Annotated in this window: 16 protein-coding genes; 8 read left to right on the forward strand and 8 right to left on the reverse strand. The window is 74.1% G+C overall.

Annotated elements, in window-relative coordinates; all coding sequences use genetic code 11:
• Positions 1–36: 36 nt before the first annotated feature.
• Positions 37–1,227, reverse strand: coding sequence for an allantoicase (alc, locus tag IE109_RS15775; protein WP_189551504.1), 1,191 nt, complete (start codon positions 1,225–1,227; stop codon positions 37–39).
• A gap of 169 nt (positions 1,228–1,396) precedes the next feature.
• On the opposite strand from alc, the gene IE109_RS15780 reads away from it, so the two are divergent.
• Positions 1,397–2,053, forward strand: a complete 657-nt coding sequence (locus IE109_RS15780; RefSeq protein ID WP_189551505.1) for a TetR/AcrR family transcriptional regulator — start codon at positions 1,397–1,399, stop codon at positions 2,051–2,053.
• A 27-nt stretch (positions 2,054–2,080) separates the two neighbouring features.
• On the opposite strand, the gene IE109_RS15785 is transcribed toward IE109_RS15780, so the two are convergent.
• The 3 genes from IE109_RS15785 to IE109_RS15795 form a co-directional block, all read right to left on the reverse strand.
• Positions 2,081–2,983, reverse strand: a complete 903-nt coding sequence (locus IE109_RS15785; protein ID WP_189551506.1) for a LysR family transcriptional regulator — start codon at positions 2,981–2,983, stop codon at positions 2,081–2,083.
• Positions 2,984–2,993: 10 nt separating this feature from the next.
• Positions 2,994–3,995, reverse strand: coding sequence for a DMT family transporter (locus IE109_RS15790; RefSeq protein WP_189551625.1), 1,002 nt, complete (start codon positions 3,993–3,995; stop codon positions 2,994–2,996).
• 128 nt (positions 3,996–4,123) lie between these two features.
• Positions 4,124–5,050, reverse strand: a complete 927-nt coding sequence (locus IE109_RS15795; RefSeq protein WP_189551507.1) for an EamA family transporter — start codon at positions 5,048–5,050, stop codon at positions 4,124–4,126.
• 106 nt (positions 5,051–5,156) lie between these two features.
• On the opposite strand from IE109_RS15795, the gene IE109_RS15800 reads away from it, so the two are divergent.
• The gene (locus IE109_RS15800) at positions 5,157–5,669 is read left to right on the forward strand and encodes a MarR family winged helix-turn-helix transcriptional regulator (protein WP_189551508.1); all 513 of its coding nucleotides are present in this window, start codon (positions 5,157–5,159) and stop codon (positions 5,667–5,669) included.
• Positions 5,670–5,838: 169 nt separating this feature from the next.
• Here IE109_RS15800 and IE109_RS15805 read toward each other — a convergent pair whose 3' ends face one another.
• From IE109_RS15805 to IE109_RS15815, 3 genes are read right to left on the reverse strand one after another with little or no spacing between them, the layout of a single operon-like run.
• Positions 5,839–6,066 carry a hypothetical protein gene (locus tag IE109_RS15805; RefSeq protein WP_189551509.1) on the reverse strand — a complete coding sequence of 76 codons (228 nt, stop codon included), beginning with the start codon at positions 6,064–6,066 and terminating at the stop codon, positions 5,839–5,841.
• A gap of 20 nt (positions 6,067–6,086) precedes the next feature.
• Entirely contained in the window at positions 6,087–8,198 is a 2,112-nt protein-coding gene (gene malQ, locus IE109_RS15810) for a 4-alpha-glucanotransferase (RefSeq protein ID WP_189551510.1), read from the reverse strand.
• Positions 8,199–8,468 (reverse strand): hypothetical protein, encoded by a 270-nt coding sequence (locus IE109_RS15815; RefSeq protein ID WP_189551511.1) that lies wholly within the window; start codon positions 8,466–8,468, stop codon positions 8,199–8,201. It lies immediately after the preceding gene.
• A gap of 272 nt (positions 8,469–8,740) precedes the next feature.
• Here IE109_RS15815 and IE109_RS15820 point away from each other — a divergent pair, with 272 nt between their 5' ends.
• The gene (locus tag IE109_RS15820; RefSeq protein ID WP_189551512.1) at positions 8,741–11,737 is read left to right on the forward strand and encodes a glycoside hydrolase family 84 protein; all 2,997 of its coding nucleotides are present in this window, start codon (positions 8,741–8,743) and stop codon (positions 11,735–11,737) included.
• 278 nt (positions 11,738–12,015) lie between these two features.
• Here IE109_RS15820 and IE109_RS15825 read toward each other — a convergent pair whose 3' ends face one another.
• Positions 12,016–12,549: an HNH endonuclease gene (locus IE109_RS15825; protein WP_189551513.1), complete on the reverse strand. Its 534-nt coding sequence runs from the start codon at positions 12,547–12,549 to the stop codon at positions 12,016–12,018.
• Between the two features lie 234 nt (positions 12,550–12,783).
• Here IE109_RS15825 and IE109_RS15830 point away from each other — a divergent pair, with 234 nt between their 5' ends.
• The 5 genes from IE109_RS15830 to IE109_RS15850 all read left to right on the forward strand — a co-directional run bounded on the left by IE109_RS15830 (position 12,784) and on the right by IE109_RS15850 (position 18,636).
• The gene (locus IE109_RS15830) at positions 12,784–13,857 is read left to right on the forward strand and encodes a mechanosensitive ion channel family protein (protein ID WP_189551626.1); all 1,074 of its coding nucleotides are present in this window, start codon (positions 12,784–12,786) and stop codon (positions 13,855–13,857) included.
• A gap of 202 nt (positions 13,858–14,059) precedes the next feature.
• Positions 14,060–15,274, forward strand: a complete 1,215-nt coding sequence (locus IE109_RS15835) for an ROK family transcriptional regulator (protein ID WP_189551514.1) — start codon at positions 14,060–14,062, stop codon at positions 15,272–15,274.
• Positions 15,275–15,482: 208 nt separating this feature from the next.
• Positions 15,483–16,811, forward strand: coding sequence for an ABC transporter substrate-binding protein (locus tag IE109_RS15840; protein WP_189551515.1), 1,329 nt, complete (start codon positions 15,483–15,485; stop codon positions 16,809–16,811).
• Positions 16,808–17,749: a carbohydrate ABC transporter permease gene (locus IE109_RS15845; protein WP_189551516.1), complete on the forward strand. Its 942-nt coding sequence runs from the start codon at positions 16,808–16,810 to the stop codon at positions 17,747–17,749. The genes IE109_RS15840 and IE109_RS15845 overlap by 4 nt, the downstream gene beginning before the upstream one ends.
• A 5-nt stretch (positions 17,750–17,754) precedes the next feature.
• Complete coding sequence (locus IE109_RS15850; RefSeq protein WP_189551517.1) at positions 17,755–18,636, forward strand: carbohydrate ABC transporter permease; 882 nt, start codon at positions 17,755–17,757, stop codon at positions 18,634–18,636.

Genomic DNA, 18,636 nt, shown 5'->3' on the forward strand with positions numbered 1-18,636 from the left:
ACCGGGTGGCGGGACGGGGGCCGGGCGGCGGGGCGGTCAGCGGGTCAGTGCGGTCCAGCGGGCGCGCAGGGCGGTGGCGCCGTCCTCGGTGAGCGAGCCGTGCAGGCGCATCCGGGCGATGCCGCCGTCGGGGAAGGCGTCCAGCCGGACGTGGGTGGCGACGGCCGGGGCGGGCAGCGCGAACCGGTGGAGGGTGTCGGGCTGGAGCCGGGTGCGCGGGAGGATCTCGAACCACTCGCCGGACGCGCCGTCGCGGCCCTGGAGGGCGATCCACCCGGCGGAGTTGCCCTTGAGGTACGCGGTGTCGATCTCGACCGCCCGGACGGCGCCCCGCGCGGCGAGCCGGAAGCGGACCCAGTCGTTGGTGCCGCGCACCCGGCGGCGCCGGTTCTCCCAGCCGTCGTCCATCTTGGCGGACGTGCCCGGCAGGATGATCTGGGTGGGCGAGGAGTAGAACCTGTCCGACGCGTCCTCGTACGTACCGCCGTTGAGTACGGAGACGAGGTCGACCGTGCCGAGCAGTTCCAGCCATTCGGGGTCCGGCACGACCTCGCCGTGGACGCGGAGGCGGGCGATGCCGCCGTCGGGGTGCTGGCACAGGCGCAGGTGGGTGAAGCGTCGCTCGACGTCGATCGCGAAGCCGTTGGCGGCATGGCCGCGCACGGGGGTGGGCGGTACGAGCTCCACCCACGTCACGTCGTCGGCGAGCAGCCGCTCCGGGCCGGGCGCACCGGGGACGAGGGCCGCCTGGAGGGACACGCGCCGGGGGTAGTTGCCGCGGAAGTGGGCGGTGTCGACCACGATGCCGCGGATCACGCCGGGGGCGCCGAGGCGGATGATCGCCCAGTCGTGGTCCCCGGGCGCGGGGAACGGGTCCGCGCCGTCGGTACCGCGCCGGCGGCGGGTCTCCCAGCCGTCCATGATCTTGCCCTTGTGCCCGAAGTGCTCGGGGTCGAACACGGCCCGCTCCCGGACCAGCAGGTTCTCGCGCTCGGCGAAGAACTCGTCGTTGGCGGCGATCACGGCCGCGCCGAGGCGGCGGTCCGCGAGGTCGACCAGCTCGGTGAAGGGGAAGTCACCCGTGCGGTAGTCGGCGTACGGGTCACCACCGCCGTAGGGCGCCGCGTCGTTGGCGTGCGGGTCCTGGTGCTGGTGCTGGTCCTGGTCCTGGTCCTGGTGCTGGTGCTGGTCCTGGTGCTGGGCGGCGAGGCCGGCGTCGAAAGTCATGCCCCGACTGTCCCGCCGACCGACCGGTCAGGTCCATCGGAAGTTCCTTCACTGATTGTTCGACCAAACTGAAACAACGTTCCCATGGCGGGTGGGCAGCCATCGCGGTCGACGAGAGGAGCCGGGCGCGAACCGGATAGCTTTCCGTTACCGGGGTTATGCTGGAACCATGGACGTTCCGCAACCGCAGGGCGCGCACCTCCCGCTCGCGAGCGGACCCGACGCGGAAGGATCCGGGCGCGCCGGACGCACCGGTCGCGCCGAGCGCGCGGACGCCGCGGACAACCGCCGCCGGATCATGGAGGCGGCGGCACGGATCGTGGCCGAGAAGGGCCCGGGCGCGCTGACGATGAACGCGGTCGCCCATGAGACCGGCATGGGCGTGGGCACGGTCTACCGCCGCTTCGGCGATGTCGCCCAACTGCTGTTCGCCCTGCTCGACGAGCGGGAGAAGCGGTTCCAGGAGGCGTTCATGACCGGCCCTCCGCCGCTGGGCCCCGACGCCCCGCCCCTGGAGCGGCTGCGCGCCTTCCTGCACGCGCTCGCCGACCGCGTCACCGGGCAGCTGGACATGATGCTGGCCGCCGAGACGGCCGCGCCCAGCGCCCGCTACAGCAGCGGGGCGTACGCGACGATGCACACGCACGTGACGGTGCTCGTCACCCGCGTCCGCCCGGAGTCCGACGCCGCCCTGCTGGCCCATATGCTCCTCGCCCCGTTCATGCCGAGCCTGACGCACCACCTGACGCGGGACGGCGGGCGGACGGTCGACGAGATCAAGGCGGCCACCGACGACCTGCTCCTCGGTATCGCCCACCCGCGCTGAACCGGCGTCCGGCGGACCGGGCGGCGCCTACCGGCTCGCCGCCACCTCGCGCAGTGCCGCCAGCAGCCGGGAGACGGCCGGGGCGGACTCCGCGCCCCGCCGCACCGCCGCGACCACGTGGCGACGCGGCTGGTCGGCCTCCAGCACCCGCGTCACCACCCCCGACGCCCGTTCCGCGCCCGCCATGCGCGGCACCAGCGCGATACCCATGCCGGCCTCCACCATCGCCAGGATGGCCGTCCAGCCGGCCGCCGAGTGCGCCTGCTCCGGCACGAACCCCGCCGCCTCGCACGCCGCCCGGGTGATCTCCGACCAGGGCCCGCTCCCGCCGAAGATCCACCGCTCCCCCGACAGGTCGGCCAGCCGCAGCCCCGGCGCCCCCGCCAGCGCGTGCCCGGCCGGGAGGGCCACGTCCAGCGGGTCGGCGAGCAGCGGCACGCGGCTGAACCGGGCGTCCCGGGCCGTCGGCGCGTGCGCCGCCAGCGACAGCGCCAGGTCCACCTGCCCGGCCGTCAGCAGCTCGTACGCCTCGGCGGCCTCGGCCTCCCGGACCCGCACCTCCAGGCCCGGGTGCGCGGTGCGCAGCCGCAGCACGGCCGGGACGACCAGCGCGGGGACGGCCGTGGAGAACGCCCCCACCCGCACCTCCCCGGCCTCGCCCCGGAGGTAGCCGGTCAACTCGGCGTCCGCCCGCTCCAGTTGCGCGAACACCGCCTCCGCGTGGCGCAGCACGAGGTGGGCGGCGTCCGTGAGCCGCACCCGCCGCCCGTGCGCCTCCAGCAGCCTGACGCCGAGCTGCCTGGAGAGGTTCGTCAGCTGCTGGGACACGGCCGAGGGGGTCATCAGCATCGCCTCCGCGGTGGCGGTCACCGTCCCCCGGTCGCGCAGGGTGCGGAGGATCCGGAGCTTCTTGATGTCCCACTCGGTCATGCCCGGCAACCTACACAGGGTCCCGCCCGGCCCCCGGGGCCCTGGTCCCGGCCCCCCGGGTGCGGACCGGCGACCCGGCCGCCCGCGCCCGCGCCCCCGCCCCGGCCCCGGCCGTCCCCAGGACCACCCCGCCCAGGATCAGCGCCATGCACAGCAGCCCCAGCGGCCCCAGCTCCTCGCCCAGCAGCGCCCAGGAGAGCAGCGCCACGCACACCGGCTGGAGGTAGTACACGACTCCCGCGCGGGCCGCGCCGATCAGCTCGACGGCCCGGTTCCAGGCGAAGAAGGCGACGGCGGAGGAGAGGACCCCGACGTACACCAGGGGGCCGAGCGTCCCGGCGGTGGGCTCGAACCCGCCCTGTACGGCGAGGCTGACCGCGTACGCCGGCAGCAGCATCAGCGCGCCGATCACGAAGGTGGACAGCAGCAGGGCCGGGCCGCCGAGCCCGGCCGGACGCCGCTTCAGCAGGGCGCTGTACGAGGCGAAGCAGACCGCCGCCGCGACGATCCACAGGTCGCCGGTGGCCGGCCCGGAAGCCGGTGACCCGTCGCCGACCAGGAGCAGGACCCCGGTGAAGGCGATCAGCAGGCCGGCCGCCCGGCGGGGGCCGAGCCGGGTGCCGCCGAGCCGTTCGCCCAGTGCCATCAGCACCGGGGAGGCGGCCATGACCATGCCCATGGTGCCCGCGGAGGTGGTCAGGCCGGCCTGGTTGACGAGCGTGTTGTAGACGGTGACGCCGAGCAGCGACGCGAGGCCCACGAAGCCGAGATGACGCCGTATCAGCCGGCGCTGCCGCCAGGTGGCGCGGGCGGCGAAGGGGGCGACGGCGAGGATCGCGACGATCCAGCGCCAGAAGGCGGCCTGCACCGGCGGGACGGAGTCGTGGAGGGCCCGGGAGGTCACGAAGCTGCCGGACCAGACGACCGTCGCGACGGCGGCGAGGAGGAGGCCCGCGCCGGAGAACCGGCCGCCCGCCGCCCGCGAGGCCGTCGCTCGTACGGCCGTCGCCACCCGTGTGCCCGCCCCCCGCGCGGCCGTCGCTCCGGGTGTCGTCGTCCCGTCGATCCGGTCCCGGTCCAGGACTGCCACGGTCGCCCCCGCCTCTCCCCCGTCGCCGCGGGGCCTCGGAATTCAGGGACCTACCGTCGCACCGCCGCATCACTCAGGTCCATCGAAACCTTCTCACCGTTCCCTTCAGGAGAACTGAACGGTGGGCGGGGCGCCCACTGGCCCGCGAGCGTGGCGCCCAGGGCGAGGGCCATCCCGGCCAGCTGGACCGGCCCCAGCGCCTGCCCGAGCGCCGCCCAGCCGATGACGGCGGCGGTGAGCGGGGACAGGGAGCCGAGGAGCGTGACGGAGGTGGCGGGCAGCCGCTCGACGCCCCGCAACCAGAGCCAGTACGACACGGCGGTGTTGGCGAGCGCCAGGTAGGCGTACCCGGCGACCCCCCGGCCGTCGAGGGCCGGCGGGGCGCCCTCCACCAGGAGGGCGACCGGCGCGATCAGCAGGCCGCCGGCGCTCAGCTGCCAGCCCACCATGGCCAGGGGGCCCACCCCCTCGGGCCGGCCCCAGCGCTTGGTCAGCACCGTGCCGGCCGCCATGGACGCCGCCGCGGCGAGCCCGGCCACCACGCCCACCGGGTCGAACGCCGCGCCCGCCTTCAGGACGACCAGGCTGACGCCGAAGGCGGCGGCGATGGCGGCCGACAGGGAACGGGCGGTCGGCCGCTCCCCCAGCAGCAGCGTGGCGAGCCCGACGACGAAGAGCGGCCCCACCGACCCGACGACGGCGGCCACACCGCCAGGCAAGCGGTAGGCGGCCAGGAACAGCAGGGGGAAGAAGGCGCCGATGTTGAGCGCTCCCAGCACGGCCGAACGCCACCACCACGCGCCGCGCGGCAGCGACCGGGTGAGGGCCAGCAGCGCCAGTCCGGCGGGCAGGGCGCGCATCAGGCCGGTGAACAGCGGCCGGTCGGGCGGCAGGAACTCGGTGGTGACCGCGTAGGTCGATCCCCAGGAGACGGGCGCGAGCGCGGTGAGGCCTATGACGGTGGCTCTGCGGGACATGGACGCTCCCCCTCGAATGGCTTGGCGATAAGTAGCTTACCTCTAAGCTACTTACTCGTAAGCCACTTTCTTGCGTGCGAGGGGAACCGGAAGCAGACTGGCCGCCATGACCTCCGCGACACCCGCGCCCCAGGACCCCGTCGACGCGATCACCGCCCAGTGGGCGGCCGTACGCCCCGACCTGGACACCGTGCCCATGGCGGTCTTCGGGCGGATCTACCGGCTGAGCAGCGCCATGGCGGTCCGTATGGACAGGGCGTACGCGCCCCTCGGCGTCTCACGCGGCGAGTTCGACGTCCTGGCGACCCTGCGGCGCTCGGGCGAGCCGTACACCCTCTCACCCCGTGAGCTGTCGGCTACGCTCATGCTGACGACGGGCGGAATGACGGGGCGGCTGGACAAGCTGGAGCGGGCCGGGCTGCTCAGCCGCAGCCCCGACCCGCACGACCGGCGCGGCCTGCGGGTGACGCTCAGCGAACGCGGTCGCGCGCTGGTGGACGAGGCGGTGGTGGCCGGGCTCGCGGTGCAGCGGGAGGCCCTCGAGTCGGCCCTGGACGCCGAGGAGGCCGAGCAGCTCGGCGGCCTGCTGCGCAAGCTCCTGGCGGCGACGGGCGCGTGACCCCTGCGGAGCGGGGGTTCACAAGAAACGCCGCAGCGGATGGCTCACGGAAAACGCCGACGGCCCGGGCGGTACGGGAGTACCACCCGGGCGGGTCGGCGACGGAGCCGAAGGGGCGCGGCCGGCGGCCGGCGCTCGCGCCCCGGGAGGCGGGGGAGTCTCGGGAAGGTCAGACCTTCTTGGACTTGTCCAGCACCATGACCAGGCCGGCGATCACGGCGAAGAGCACGAGCGGGGCGGCGACGTACAGACCGAGGGTCTCCGCGACGCTCAGGCCGGGGCCCGGGTCGTCACCGTCGTCGCGGTTGAGCGCGAGCGCGGGGGACGACATGAGCAGCATCATCAGCGTCGTACCGGCCGCGACGGCGCCGGCGCGCAGGGCGTTCTTCTTGTCCACGGTGCAAACGTAGCGAACGCCTAGAGACCTCGCGCGCCCGGGGGTGGGGTGGACGGCCGCAGAACCTCCATCAGGGCGTGCAGGCGCGGGGAGACGGCCAGGTCCTCCAGGGTGACGGGGCGGCCCTCGGCGTCGGCCACCGGCAGCCGCCAGTTCGGGTACTGGTCCCAGGTGCCGGGCAGGTTCTGCGGGCGGCGGTCGCCCACCGCGTCCGGCAGCCAGATCCCGGTCATCCGGGCGGGGGTGCGTCGCAGGAAGCGGTACACGGCCCGGATCTCGGCCTCCTCGTCGCGCGGGCCGTCCTCCAGCAGGCCGAGCTCCCGCAGGTACGCCAGCCACTCGGCGACCTCGTCGGCGTCCTCTGCCCGCTCCTCCTCCAGGGGGCGGGCGAGCAACCCGAGCCGGTGGCGCAGCTCGACGTGCTCTCCGGTGAGCCGCGCGGCGGTGGAGGGCAGGTCGTGCGTCGTGGCGGTGGCCACGCAGTCGGCCCGCCACGTCCCGGGGGCCAGCGGGCGCCGGTCGCCCTCCCAGTCCCGCTCGAACCACAGCACCGACGTCCCGAGGACGCCGCGCCGCTGGAGGGACTCCCGTACGCCGGCCTCGACCGTGCCGAGGTCCTCGCCGATCACGACGGCACCCGCGCGGTGGGCCTCCAGGGCGAGGACGGCGAGCATGGCGTCGGCGTCGTACCGGACGTACGTCCCCTCCGTGGGCCGCCGCCCCTCGGGCACCCACCACAGCCGGAACAGCCCCATGACATGGTCGATGCGCAGCGCGCCCGCGTGCCGCAGCAGGCCGCGCAGCAGATCCCGGTAGGGGGCGTAGCCGGAGGCGGCCAGCGCGTCGGGGCGCCAGGGCGGCAGGCCCCAGTCCTGGCCGTGGGCGTTGAACGCGTCCGGCGGGGCGCCCACCGACATGCCGGCGGCGAACGCGTCCGCCTGCGCCCACGCGTCGGCGCCGTCCGGGTGCACGCCGACCGCGAGGTCGTGGACGATCCCGACCGGCATGCCCGCCTCCGCCGCGGCCCGGGCCGCGGCGCCGAGCTGCTCGTCGGTGAGCCAGGCGAGCCGGCAGTGGAAGTCGACGCGGTCGGCCAGCTCGTCCCGCTCCCGCGCGGTGGCGGCCGACCGGGGGTCGCGCAGGCCCTCGGGCCACTGCCGCCGGTCGGCGCCGTACCGCTCGGTGAACGCGCACCAGGTGGCGTGGTCCAGCAGGGCCTGGCCCTGCTCGGCGCGGAACTGTCGCAGCGCGGCCTGCCGGCCGGGGCCGAGCGGTACGCGCCGCAGCACCTCCAGGGCCTGTCGCTTGAGCACCCACACCGCGTCCCGGTCGATCAGCTCGCCCTTGCGCAGCACCCCTTCACGCAGCTCGGCCGCACGCCCGGTGAGCGCGTCGAGCTCGGCGCGGTCTTCACCGCTCACGTACGCGTACTCGGGGACGTCCTCGACGCGCAGGTGGACCGGGTCGGGGAAGCGCCGCGAGGAGGGGCGGTACGGCGACGGGTCGGTGGGCGTGCCGGGAACGGCCGCGTGCAGCGGGTTGACCTGGACGAACCCGGCTCCCAGGTCCCGGCCCGCCCAGCCGGCCAGCTCGCGCAGGTCCCCCAGGTCGCCCATGCCCCAGGACCGGCCGGACAGCAGCGAGTACAGCTGGACCAGCACGCCGTACCCGCGCCCCGGGGGCTGCGGCACGCGCGCGGGGGCGACGACGAGGGTGCTGTGCGCCGTGCGCCCGTCGCGCGCCCGGGCGTTGATCCGGTGCACGCCCAGCGGCAGCCGCTCCCAGCGGGGCGTGCCGGAGATCTCGTCACCGTGCTCGGTGGTGATCCGCACATCGGTGCCCGGCGGGAGCGCGGTGAGCGGGCGGGGCAGCTCGGGCGGGCGGCCAGGGGGCTGCGCCCCGGTGTCCGGGTCGTCGTGCCACAGGACCAGTGTCGGCGGGAGCAGCCGGGCGTCCCTGGCCGCTTCGGTGGCGGTCAGGGACGCGCGCAGCGCCTCGGGCGTGGAGGCGTCGACGTCCAGGGCGGCGAGGACCTCCACCACCGTGGCGTCGGGGACCGGGACGGTGACACCCGCGGACGGGGAGTACGCGGTGGCGACACCGTGCAGCGCGGCGAGCCGGGCAAGGGTCATTCAGGCTCCTGGGGACTCCGGTCCGCCGGCCGCGCGGTGCGCGGTCGGCTCGCTGGTCAGGGGGGTGAGGTCGGTCAGCGCGGGTTCGCTGGTCAGGGGGGTGGCGCCGGCGAGCGGTGGCTCACTGGTCAGGGGGGTGCCGACGGCGGGCAGGCCGGTCAGGGGGCAGAAGCCGGGACCGGTGCCGTCGGCGGGCCGGTCGGCGGCGGGCGCCGGTCCCGGGACCTGTTTGGAGAGGGCGGAGAGCAGGAGCTGGGCGGAAGCGGCCACGGTGGCCTCCCTGTGCAGGTGACGGTGGGACACACCAGCAGCCCTACCCAGCGGGCGGCCACACATCCGCGCAACGTGGCGTCGGTCACAGGGCGTTCCCGCGGGGGAGACGTGCACGCCTCCCGTGACGCGGTAGGCAAATACGACACAACGGCCACGCACATTGACACCTTCGGCGAGTCGGTGGTGGGCTCGAAACCGACCGGTTCAGCCATCGCTCCGGCCACCGGCAAAGCTACTCGCAGAACAACGAAAGACGAGGGGAGACGCGCGTGCAGTTCGGGCGCTTCGGCCGCGGCAAGCGGACCGCGACGGCCGTGGCCGTCGCCGTGATCGGCGGCCTCCTGGGCGGCGCCCCCGGCGCGCTGGCCGCGCCCGGCGGCCCCGGCTCCCCCACCACGGCCGCTCCCGGGCGGGACGCCACCGCCCTGCCCCCGGTGTGGCCGCGGCCCCAGTCGCTCCGGCCGGCCGGCACCGCGGTGCCCCTCGGCGACGAGGTGACGGTCCTCGCGGAGGGGGACGCCGACCCTTACGCCGTGACGGCCCTGGAGGGCGTCCTGCGCGACGCGGGCGTGCGTACCGTCCGCACCGCGCCGGGCGGGCGCGGGCCGGTCGTGCTGCTGGGCGGCACCGGCGGGCGTGACGCGCTGCGGGCCCTGCGGGCGCCGGAGCGGGGCGACCTTCCGGCGGGCGGCTACCGCATCGCGACCGGCCGGTACGAGGGGCGGGACACGGTCGCCGTGGACGGCGTCGGCACGGACGGCCTCTTCCACGCCGTGCAGACACTGCGCCAGCTCATAACCGCCGGCCGGACGGTGCCCGGTGTCCTGGTGCGCGACTGGCCCGGGACGGCCGTGCGCGGCATGACGGAAGGTTTCTACGGCCGCCCCTGGAGCCACCGGCAGCGGCTGGCCCAGCTCGACTTCATGGGCCGCACCAAGCAGAACCGGTACCTCTACGCCCCCGGCGACGACCCCTACCGGCAGGCCCAGTGGCGTGAGCCCTACCCGGCCGCCCAGCGGGCCGAGTTCCGGGAGCTGGCCGACCGGGCGCGGCGCAACCACGTGACACTGGCCTGGGCCGTGGCGCCCGTCCAGTCGATGTGCCTGGCCTCGCCGGAGGATTTGGCGGCGCTCAAGCGCAAGGTCGACGCGATGTACGCGCTGGGGGTGCGCGCCTTCCAGGTGCAGTTCCAGGACGCCTCGTACGACGAGTGGCACTGCTCCCGGGACGCCGACACCTTCGGCTCCGGCCCCGCCTCGGCGGCGCGGGCCCACGCGCGCGTGGCGACGGAACTGGCCCGGCACCTGGCCGGCCGGTACCCGGACGCGCAGCCCCTGGCGCTGATGCCGACCGAGTACTACCAGGACGGCGCCACCGAGTACCGCACGGCGCTCGCCGCGGAGCTGGACGACCGGGTGCAGGTGGCCTGGACCGGGGTGGGGGTCGTGCCCCGTACGATCACCGGCCGCGAACTGGCGGGCGCGCGGGCCGCGTTCGGCCACGCGCTGGTCACCCTGGACAACTACCCGGTCAACGACTACGCGCAGGACCGTGTCTTCCTGGGCCCGTACATGGGCCGTGAACCGGCCGTCGCCGCCGGTTCCGCCGCCCTGCTGGCCAACGCGATGGAGCAGGCGACCGCGTCCCGCATCCCGGTGTTCACCGCCGCCGACTACGCCTGGAACCCGAAGGGCTACCGGCCCGGGGAGTCGTGGCACGCCGCACTGGACGACCTGGCCGGCGGCGACCCGCGGGCCAGGGAGGCGCTGCACGCCCTGGCGGGCAACGACGCCTCCTCGATCCTCACCCGCACCGAGTCGGCGTACCTGCGGCCGCTGCTGGCCGATTTCTGGCGGACCCGGGCGAGCACGACCGCCGACGCGGCGGCCCGGGACCGGGCGGCGGGCGCGCTGCGGGCGGCGTTCGGCGTGATGCGGCAGGCGCCCGAGCGGCTGACCGGCACGGCAGACGGGCTGCTGGACGACGAGGTACGGCCCTGGCTGGAGCAGCTGGCGCGGTACGGGCGCGCGGGCGAGGCGGCCGTCGACATGCTCCAGGCGCAGTCCCGGGGCGACGGGGCGGGCGCCTGGCGGGCGTCGCTGGACCTGGAGCCGCTGCGCAAGGAGGTGGCGTCCAGCCCGGTCACGGTGGGCGAGGGCGTGCTGGACCCGTTCCTGACGCGGGCCGTGCGGGAGGGCGCGCGGTGGACGGGCGCCGCGCGCGACGCGGGCACCGTGGAGCGCGAGGACGGGGCGTACACCGTGCGCCTGGAGCGGGCCCGCTCCCTGGACACGATCACCGCCATGACGCTGCCGGGCGGCGCGCACCCCGCGAGCGGCTCCGTCGAGGCGCACGTGCCCGGCCAGGGGTGGCGGCCGCTGGGCGCGCTGTCGGGCAGCGGCTGGACGCAGGCGGTCGCCCGGGGCCTGACCGCCGACGCGGTACGGATCACCTGGACGGGGCGGTCCCCCGGCGTCCGGGCCCTGGTGCCGTGGTTCGCCGACGAGCCGCAGGCCCGGCTGGACCTGCCGCACGCCGAGACGGACGCGGTGATCGGGGGAGCCCCGCGCCGGGTGAACGCGGTGCTCGCGGCGCAGCGGCCCGGCGAGGTGCGCGGCACCCTCACGGCGAAAGCCCCCAAGGGCCTGAAGGTCACCGTCCCGAAGCGGACCACCGTCCCGCGCGGCACGGCCGCCACCGTCCCGGTCGACATCACCGTTCCGGCGGACACGCCGTCGGGCGACTACCGGGTGCCGCTCGCCTTCGCCGGCCAGGAGCGCACGCTGACGGTCCGGGCGTACCCGGCGACCGGTGGCCCGGACCTGGCCCGTACGGCGACGGCGTCCTCGTCGGGCGACGAGACCGCCGACTTCCCCGCCTCGGCGGCGATCGACGGCGACCGTGAGTCGCGCTGGTCGTCCCCGCCCGAGGACGGCGCCTGGTGGCAGCTGGAGCTGGAGCGGCCCGTACGGCTCGGCCAGGTGGTCCTGCACTGGCAGGACGCCCACGCGGCGAGGTACCGCATCCAGGTGTCGGCGGACGGCCGCGTCTGGCGCACGGCGGCGACCGTACGGGACGGCAGGGGCGGCCGCGAGGCGATCCGCATGGACGCTCCCGGCACCCGTTTCATGCGCGTCCAGGGCGACGCGCGGGCGACCGAGTACGGCTACTCGCTCTTCGCGGTGGAGGCGTACGCGGTGACCCCGCCCCCGGCGGACAAGCCGCGCGCCACCCCCCGTCCCGCCGCCTCACCCCCCGGCGAGTGAGGCGAAGGGGCGCGGCGGGTGTCGAGAGGGAGAACGCGCGGAGGGTCGCGAGGCACGAGCGACCCGAGCACGATCGACCGTCGACACACGCTCCAGCGCCCCGGAGCCGAACCGAGCCGCCGGAAAAAGAAGCGCGAGGCACGAGCGACCCGAGCACGATCGACCGTCGACACACGCTCCAGCGCCCCGGAGCCGAACCGAGCCGCCGGAAAAAGAAGCGCGCGGCGGGTGTCGAGAGGGAGAGCGGCCTTTTGGCGCCCCCGTGCCGGTCCGGGCCTTCAGGAGACGCGGTCGATGCGGGCCATGGCGTCGTCCGCGCCGTAGGGCTGGAGGTAGGGCAGCCAGCGCGGGTCCCGGTGGCCGGTGCCGATGATGCGCCAGGCCAGTCCGGTGGGCGGGGCGGGCTGCTGGTGGAGCCGCCAGCCCAGCTCCCGCAGGTGCCGGTCGGCCTTGACGTGGTTGCAGCGGCGGCAGGCCGCCACGACGTTCTCCCAGGCGTGCTGTCCGCCGCGGCTGCGCGGCACGACGTGGTCGACGCTGGTTGCGACGCCACCGCAGTACATGCAACGCCCGCCGTCGCGGGCGAAGAGGGCCTTGCGGGTCAGAGGAACGGGCCCCCGGTAGGGGACCCGTACGAACCGTTTCAGGCGGACCACGCTGGGGGCTGGCATGACGCGGGTCGCGCTGTGCATGAAGGCGCCGGACTCCTCGAGGCAGATGGCCTTGTTCTCGAGGACGAGGACGAGCGCGCGGCGGAGCGGTACGACGCCGAGGGGCTCGTACGACGCGTTGAGGACCAGGACGTGCGGCACGGATGCCTCCTTGTACGCCGGCGGCGCGTGGCTCGCGCCGGGACGATCTGCTCTCAGTCTCTCCTCATGCCAGGTCGAAGCGCCACCACGTACCGGTAACGGGCCCGAAGTGTTTTCGACCACACCCTGATCATCCCCAGGTGAGACGCACCTCTCCCTCGAACACGGCAACGAACCACCCCCGATGCACCGTTAATGTAATTGGTCCGCTTGTCCATCCTGGAGGTTCCCGCCGTGCTCTGGTCCGCCGTTCCGGCTGCCGACCCCACACCCGCGCCGGTGTCGCTCGACGAAGCCGCCAAGCAGGCCGGCGAGGCCGCCGGCTGGGTGGAGCAGAACTGGTCCACCTGGCTGAGCACCGGTCTGCGCATCCTGCTGATCCTGGTGGTGGCCGTGGTGCTGCGGCACCTGGTCCGCCGGGCCCTGACCAAACTGATCGAACGCATGAACCGCAGTGCCCAGGCGGTCGAGGGTTCCGCGCTGGGCGGTCTGCTGGTGAACGCGGAGCGGCGCCGGCAGCGCTCCGAGGCCATCGGCTCGGTGCTGCGCTCGGTGGCCTCCTTCCTGATCATGGGTACCGCCGGTCTGATGATCCTCGGCGCGTTCAACGTGAACCTGGCCCCGCTGCTGGCCTCGGCCGGTGTCGCCGGTGTCGCCATCGGTTTCGGTGCCCGGAACCTGGTCACGGACTTCCTCTCCGGCGTCTTCATGATCCTTGAGGACCAGTACGGCGTCGGCGACTCGATCGACGCGGGGGTCGCCTCCGGCGAGGTGATAGAGGTGGGCCTGCGCGTGACCAAGCTGCGCGGCGACAACGGTGAGATCTGGTACGTCCGCAACGGCGAGATCAAGCGGATAGGCAACCTGAGCCAGGGCTGGTCCACGGCGACGGTCGATGTGACGGTCCGCCCGGGGGAGGACCTGGACCGGGTCCGCACGGTGATCACCGAGGTGGGCGAGAGCCTCGCCAAGGAGGAGCCGTGGAACGAGCGCCTGTGGGGGCCGGTCGAGGTGCTGGGCCTCACGGAGGTGCTGCTCGACTCCATGACGGTCCGGCTGTCCGCGAAGACGATGCCGGGCAAGTCCCTCGGCGTGGAGCGCGAGCTGCGCTGGCGCATCAAGCGGGCCTTCGACGAGGTCGGCATCCGCATCGTGGGCGGCCTTCCGGCGGTCGCCGGGGAGGACGCCGCCGCCGACCCGACGGCGTCGATGGCGCCGCCGTCCGCCTTCGCCTCCACCACCTCCCCCCAGTCCGTCGCGGCGACCCCGCTGACCCCGCCGCCGAACCTGGCCAAGCAGGACCGGTGACCGGCACCGGGCGGCCGGCGACCGGATGACCCGGCACCGGACGACCCGGATGCGGTGACCTGCGAAGGGCGCCCCCGCCATGACGGCGGGGGCGCCCTTCGTCGTCGGCCGGAACGGGGTCTTGACGGGTACCTGACGTCCGCCATAACGTCTGCCCACCACGACAGTAAAGTTTCCTAACAGTGCGGGCAGGTGCACGTCCATGAGCGCGACCTCCGGCAACACCCCCGGCACGCCCCGGGTCCTGCGCGCCATGAACGACCGCGCGGCGCTCGATCTGCTCCTGGAGCACGGGCCCCTGTCGCGGACCCGGATCGGGAAGCTGACCGGGCTGTCCAAGCCGACCGCCTCCCAGTTGCTCGCCCGGCTGGAGGCCGCCGGGCTGGTCGTGGCGACCGGTGTGACGGAGGGCCGGCCGGGGCCGAACGCGCAGCTGTACGCCGTCAACGCCCGCGCCGCGTACGCCGCCGGGCTCGACGTGACCCCGCGGCGCATCCGCGCGGCGGTGGCCGACCTGACCGGAGCGGTGGCCGGGGAGTTCCGGCTCGCCACCCCGAGAAAGGCGGCCGGGGACGTCGCACGGCAGGTCACCGAGGCGCTCGACGGGGCGGTGAAGGCGGCCGGGATCACCCGGGGCGAGGTGCGCCGGCTGGTGATCGGCACGCCCGGCGCCTTCGACCCGTCGACCGGGCGGCTGCGGTACGCGTCCCACCTGCCGGGCTGGCACTCCCCCGCGCTGCTGGACGAGCTCGCCGCCGCGCTGCCCATGCCGGTCGGGTACGAGAACGACGTGAACCTGGTGGCCGTGGCCGAGCAGCGGCTCGGGGCGGCCCGGGGGCACGGCGACTTCGTGCTGCTGTGGAACCAGGAGGGCCTGGGCGCCGCGCTGGTGCTCGGCGGGCGACTGCACCGAGGGTTCACCGGCGGCGCCGGCGAGGTGGGTTTCCTGCCCGTGCCGGGCGCGCCGCTGGTGCGGCAGGTCACCCGGGCCAACAGCGGCGGCTTCCAGGAGCTGGCCGGCGCCCAGGCGCTGGCCCGGCTGGCGCGCGAGTACGGCATCGGGGACGTGCCTCGCGGGGAGCACTCCGAGGTCGCCGCCGAGCTCGTCCGCCGGGCGGCCGGGGCGGGCTCCGGCCCGTACGCGAGGCTCCTGGACGCCTTCGCGACCGGTCTGGCCACCGGTCTGGCGTCGCTGGTCGCCGTCCTGGACCCGGAACTGGTGGTGCTGTCGGGCGAGGTGATCGTCGCCGGTGGCGAGGCGCTGCGCGAGCGGGTGGAGGCCGAGCTGGGCGAGCTGGCCGCGTCCCGGCCCCGGCTGGTCGTCGGCGGCGTCCAGCGGCACCCCGTGCTGCGCGGCGCGCTGGAGAGCGCGCTGGCCGCCACCCGGGACGAGGTCTTCGACACCTCCCGCCGCTGAGCGGCGCGCGCCGGACGCTCCCGAACCCGAACCCGCGCCCGGCACCGGCCCCACCCAGCCGGCCCACCGGCCTCACCCAGCCCACCGGCCCCGCCCACCTCCACCAGCCCCACCGACCTCCTGAGCGCCGCCACCCCACTCCCCCCAGCACCACCCCGGAGCACCATCCCCCAGCACCGCGCCGAGAACGAACCAGGGAGACACCGTCATGAACCGCACAGCCGCCGGGGCGCTCGCGTCGGCCGCCGTCATAGCCCTGCTCACCTCCGCCTGCACCGGCTCGGCCGCGTCGGGCGCGAACGACGACCCGGCGGCGAAGGTCACGCTGACGTTCTGGCACGGCTGGTCGGCGCCGGGCGAGGTGAAGGCGGTCGAGGCCGGCATCGAACGGTTCGAGGCCGCCCACCCCAACATCACGGTCAAGGCCGTCCCCAACATCACCGACGACAAGATCCAGCAGGCGCTGCGGGCCGGGGGCTCCGCCGCCCCCGACGTGGTGTCCTCGTTCACCACCGACAACGTGGGCAAGTTCTGCTCCTCCGGGGCCCTCGCCGACCTGGCCCCGTTCGTCGGGAAGGCGGGGATAGACCTGGAGAAGACGTTCGCGAAGCCGCGCCTGGACTACACGCAGTTCCGGGGCAAGCGCTGCGCGCTGCCGCTGCTGGGCGACGCGTACGGGCTGTATTACAACAAGGACGCCTTCGAGGAGGCGGGCATCACGGCGCCGCCCAGGACCTGGAGCGAGTTCGACCGGGCCGCCGAGAAGCTGACCAAGCCGAAGGGCGACTCGTACGAGCGGCTCGGCTTCATGCCGAACTTCCACGGCTACGAGTCCACCCCCGGGCACCTGGTCGCCCAGTGGAGCCCGGCGTACTTCGACCGGGACGGCAGGTCGAACATCGCGAGGGATCCGGCCTTCGCGGCGATGTTCACCTGGCAGAGGAACCTGATCGGGAAGCTGGGCGGCTTCGCGAAGCTGGAGAAGTACCGCAACACCTTCGGTGACGAGTGGGGCGCCAAGCACCCCTTCCACACCGGCCAGGTCGCCATGCAGCTCGACGGCGAATGGCGGCTGGGCATGACCACCGACGCCAAGGTGCCCTTCGAGGTGGGCGTCGCACCGCTGCCGGTCCCCGACGACCGGGCCGCCGACTACGGCATGGGCTACCTCTCCGGCACCATCGTCGGCATCGCGTCCACCAGCCGGAAGCAGAACGCCGCCTGGGAACTGGTGGAGTACCTGACCACCGACACCGACGCGGTCGTGCGCTTCGCCAACGAGCTGCGCAACGTCCCCTCCACACACGCCGCGCTCGCCTCCCCGAAGCTGAAGCTCGACCCGCGTTTCAGGACCTTCCTGGACATCGCCCGGCACCCCAGGTCCAACACCACCCCCGCGTCCGTCAACGGCGGCGCCTACCAGGTCACCCTCCAGGAGTTCGGCTACCGGCACGAGGCGGGCAAGGTGCCCGACCTGAAGGCCGGTCTGGAGGAGACCGCCGAGCAGATCGACACGGACATCGAGAAGGCGAAGTGACGGTCCGCGCGCTCCGGGCCAGGCGCGCCCGCGCCGCGCTGCGCACCACCGCGTTCCTGTCCCCGTGGCTGGTCGGCTTCGGCGTCTTCTTCGCCTACCCGCTCGCGTCGACCGTGTACTTCTCCTTCATGGACTACGACGGGTTCGCGGCGCCCGTCTTCAACGGCCTGGAGAACTGGACGTACGTCCTCACCGACTACCCCGCCTTCTGGCCGTCGATGGGGAACACCTTGTGGCTGGTGCTCGTCATGGTCACCTGCCGGGTCGTCTTCGGGCTCGGCACCGGCCTGCTGATCACCACGATCAGGACGGGGGCCGGGGTCTTCCGGACCCTGTTCTACCTGCCTTACCTGGCCCCGCCGGTCGCAGCCACCCTCGGCTTCGTCTTCCTGCTCAACCCCGGTACGGGCCCGGTCAACGCGCTCCTGGGCGACCTGGGCCTGCCGGCCCCCGGCTGGTTCACCGACCCGGCCTGGTCCAAACCGGCGCTGACCGCCCTGGCCGTGTGGGGCGTCGGCGACCTCATGGTCATCTTCATGGCCGCCCTGCTCGACGTGCCGAAGGAGCAGTACGAGGCGGCCGAGCTGGACGGGGCGTCGGCCTGGCAGCGCTTCCGGTACGTCACCCTGCCGAACATCTCGCCCATCGTGCTGTTCGCCGTGGTCACCGGGGTCATCCAGACCATGCAGTACTACACGCAGCCGCTGGTCGCCGGGAAGGTCGCCTCCGGCGTCATCGGCAACAGCGGCCAGCAGTTCGAACCGGGCTACCCGGAGAGGTCGACGCTCACGCTGCCGCAGCTCGTGTACAACCTCGGCTTCCAGCGCTTCGACTACGGATCGGCCTGTGTCGTCGCCCTGGTGCTCTTCGCACTCGCCATGGCCTGCACGGCGCTGCTGATGCGGCGGCGCGGCGGCCTTCTGCAAGGAGGCGACTGACCGCCATGACGTATGTGCTCGACACGCCTCCGCGGACCACGGCCGCCGCCCGTGGCGCCCGGCGCAGGGCGGTGCTGCACTGGATCGCCGTGCACGCCCTGGGTGTCGCCGCCGCGCTGTTCTTCGTGCTGCCGTTCGTCTTCCTGTTCCTCACCTCGCTGATGAGCGACCAGCAGGCACTCACCCGCGACCTCACCCCCGACACCTGGGAGTGGGGCAACTACACGCGCGTGTGGAACACGCCCGGCTTCCTCACCTGGTGGAAGAACACCCTGCTGTACGCCGGGCTCGGCACCCTGCTCACGGTCCTGTCGTCGGTCCCGGTCGCCTACGCGCTCGCGAAGTTCCGCTTCCGGGGACGGCGGCTCGCGCTGATGCTGGTCATCTCGATGATGATGCTGCCGCCCCAGGTGGTCATCATCCCGATGTACCTGTTCTGGGCGAAGCAGATGGACCTGTCCGGATCGCTGTGGCCCCTGATCGTCCCCATGGCGTTCGGGGACGCGTTCTCCGTCTTCCTGCTGCGGCAGTTCCTCCTCACCATCCCGGACGAGTACCTGGACGCCGCGAGGGTGGACGGCTGCGGCGAGCTGAGGACACTCGTGCGAGTGGTTCTGCCCATGGCCAGGCCGGGTATCGCGGCCGTGGCGCTGTTCCAGTTCTTCTACGCCTGGAACGACTACTTCGGGCCGCAGATCTACGCCTCCGAGAACCCGGCCGCCTGGACCCTCAGTTACGGCCTGGAGTCCTTCAAGGGCGCGCACCACACCGACTGGAACCTGACCATGGCCGCGACCGTCCTGGTCATGGCCCCCGTGATCCTCGTCTTCTTCTTCGCCCAGAAGGCGTTCGTCGAGGGCGTCACCCTCACCGGAGTGAAGGGCTGA

The sequence above is a fragment of the Streptomyces lavendofoliae genome (assembly GCF_014649735.1).
GTDB lineage: Bacteria > Actinomycetota > Actinomycetes > Streptomycetales > Streptomycetaceae > Streptomyces > Streptomyces lavendofoliae.

Coding starts and splice junctions, on each gene's coding strand:
- alc (WP_189551504.1), bottom strand. CDS start 1,227: ATGACTTTCGACGCCGGCCTCGCCGCCCAGCACCAGGACCAGCACCAG.
- IE109_RS15800 (WP_189551508.1), top strand. CDS start 5,157: ATGACCTCCGCGACACCCGCGCCCCAGGACCCCGTCGACGCGATCACC.
- IE109_RS15835 (WP_189551514.1), top strand. CDS start 14,060: ATGAGCGCGACCTCCGGCAACACCCCCGGCACGCCCCGGGTCCTGCGC.
- IE109_RS15840 (WP_189551515.1), top strand. CDS start 15,483: ATGAACCGCACAGCCGCCGGGGCGCTCGCGTCGGCCGCCGTCATAGCC.
- malQ (WP_189551510.1), bottom strand. CDS start 8,198: ATGACCCTTGCCCGGCTCGCCGCGCTGCACGGTGTCGCCACCGCGTAC.
- IE109_RS15850 (WP_189551517.1), top strand. CDS start 17,755: ATGACGTATGTGCTCGACACGCCTCCGCGGACCACGGCCGCCGCCCGT.
- IE109_RS15795 (WP_189551507.1), bottom strand. CDS start 5,050: ATGTCCCGCAGAGCCACCGTCATAGGCCTCACCGCGCTCGCGCCCGTC.
- IE109_RS15785 (WP_189551506.1), bottom strand. CDS start 2,983: ATGACCGAGTGGGACATCAAGAAGCTCCGGATCCTCCGCACCCTGCGC.
- IE109_RS15780 (WP_189551505.1), top strand. CDS start 1,397: ATGGACGTTCCGCAACCGCAGGGCGCGCACCTCCCGCTCGCGAGCGGA.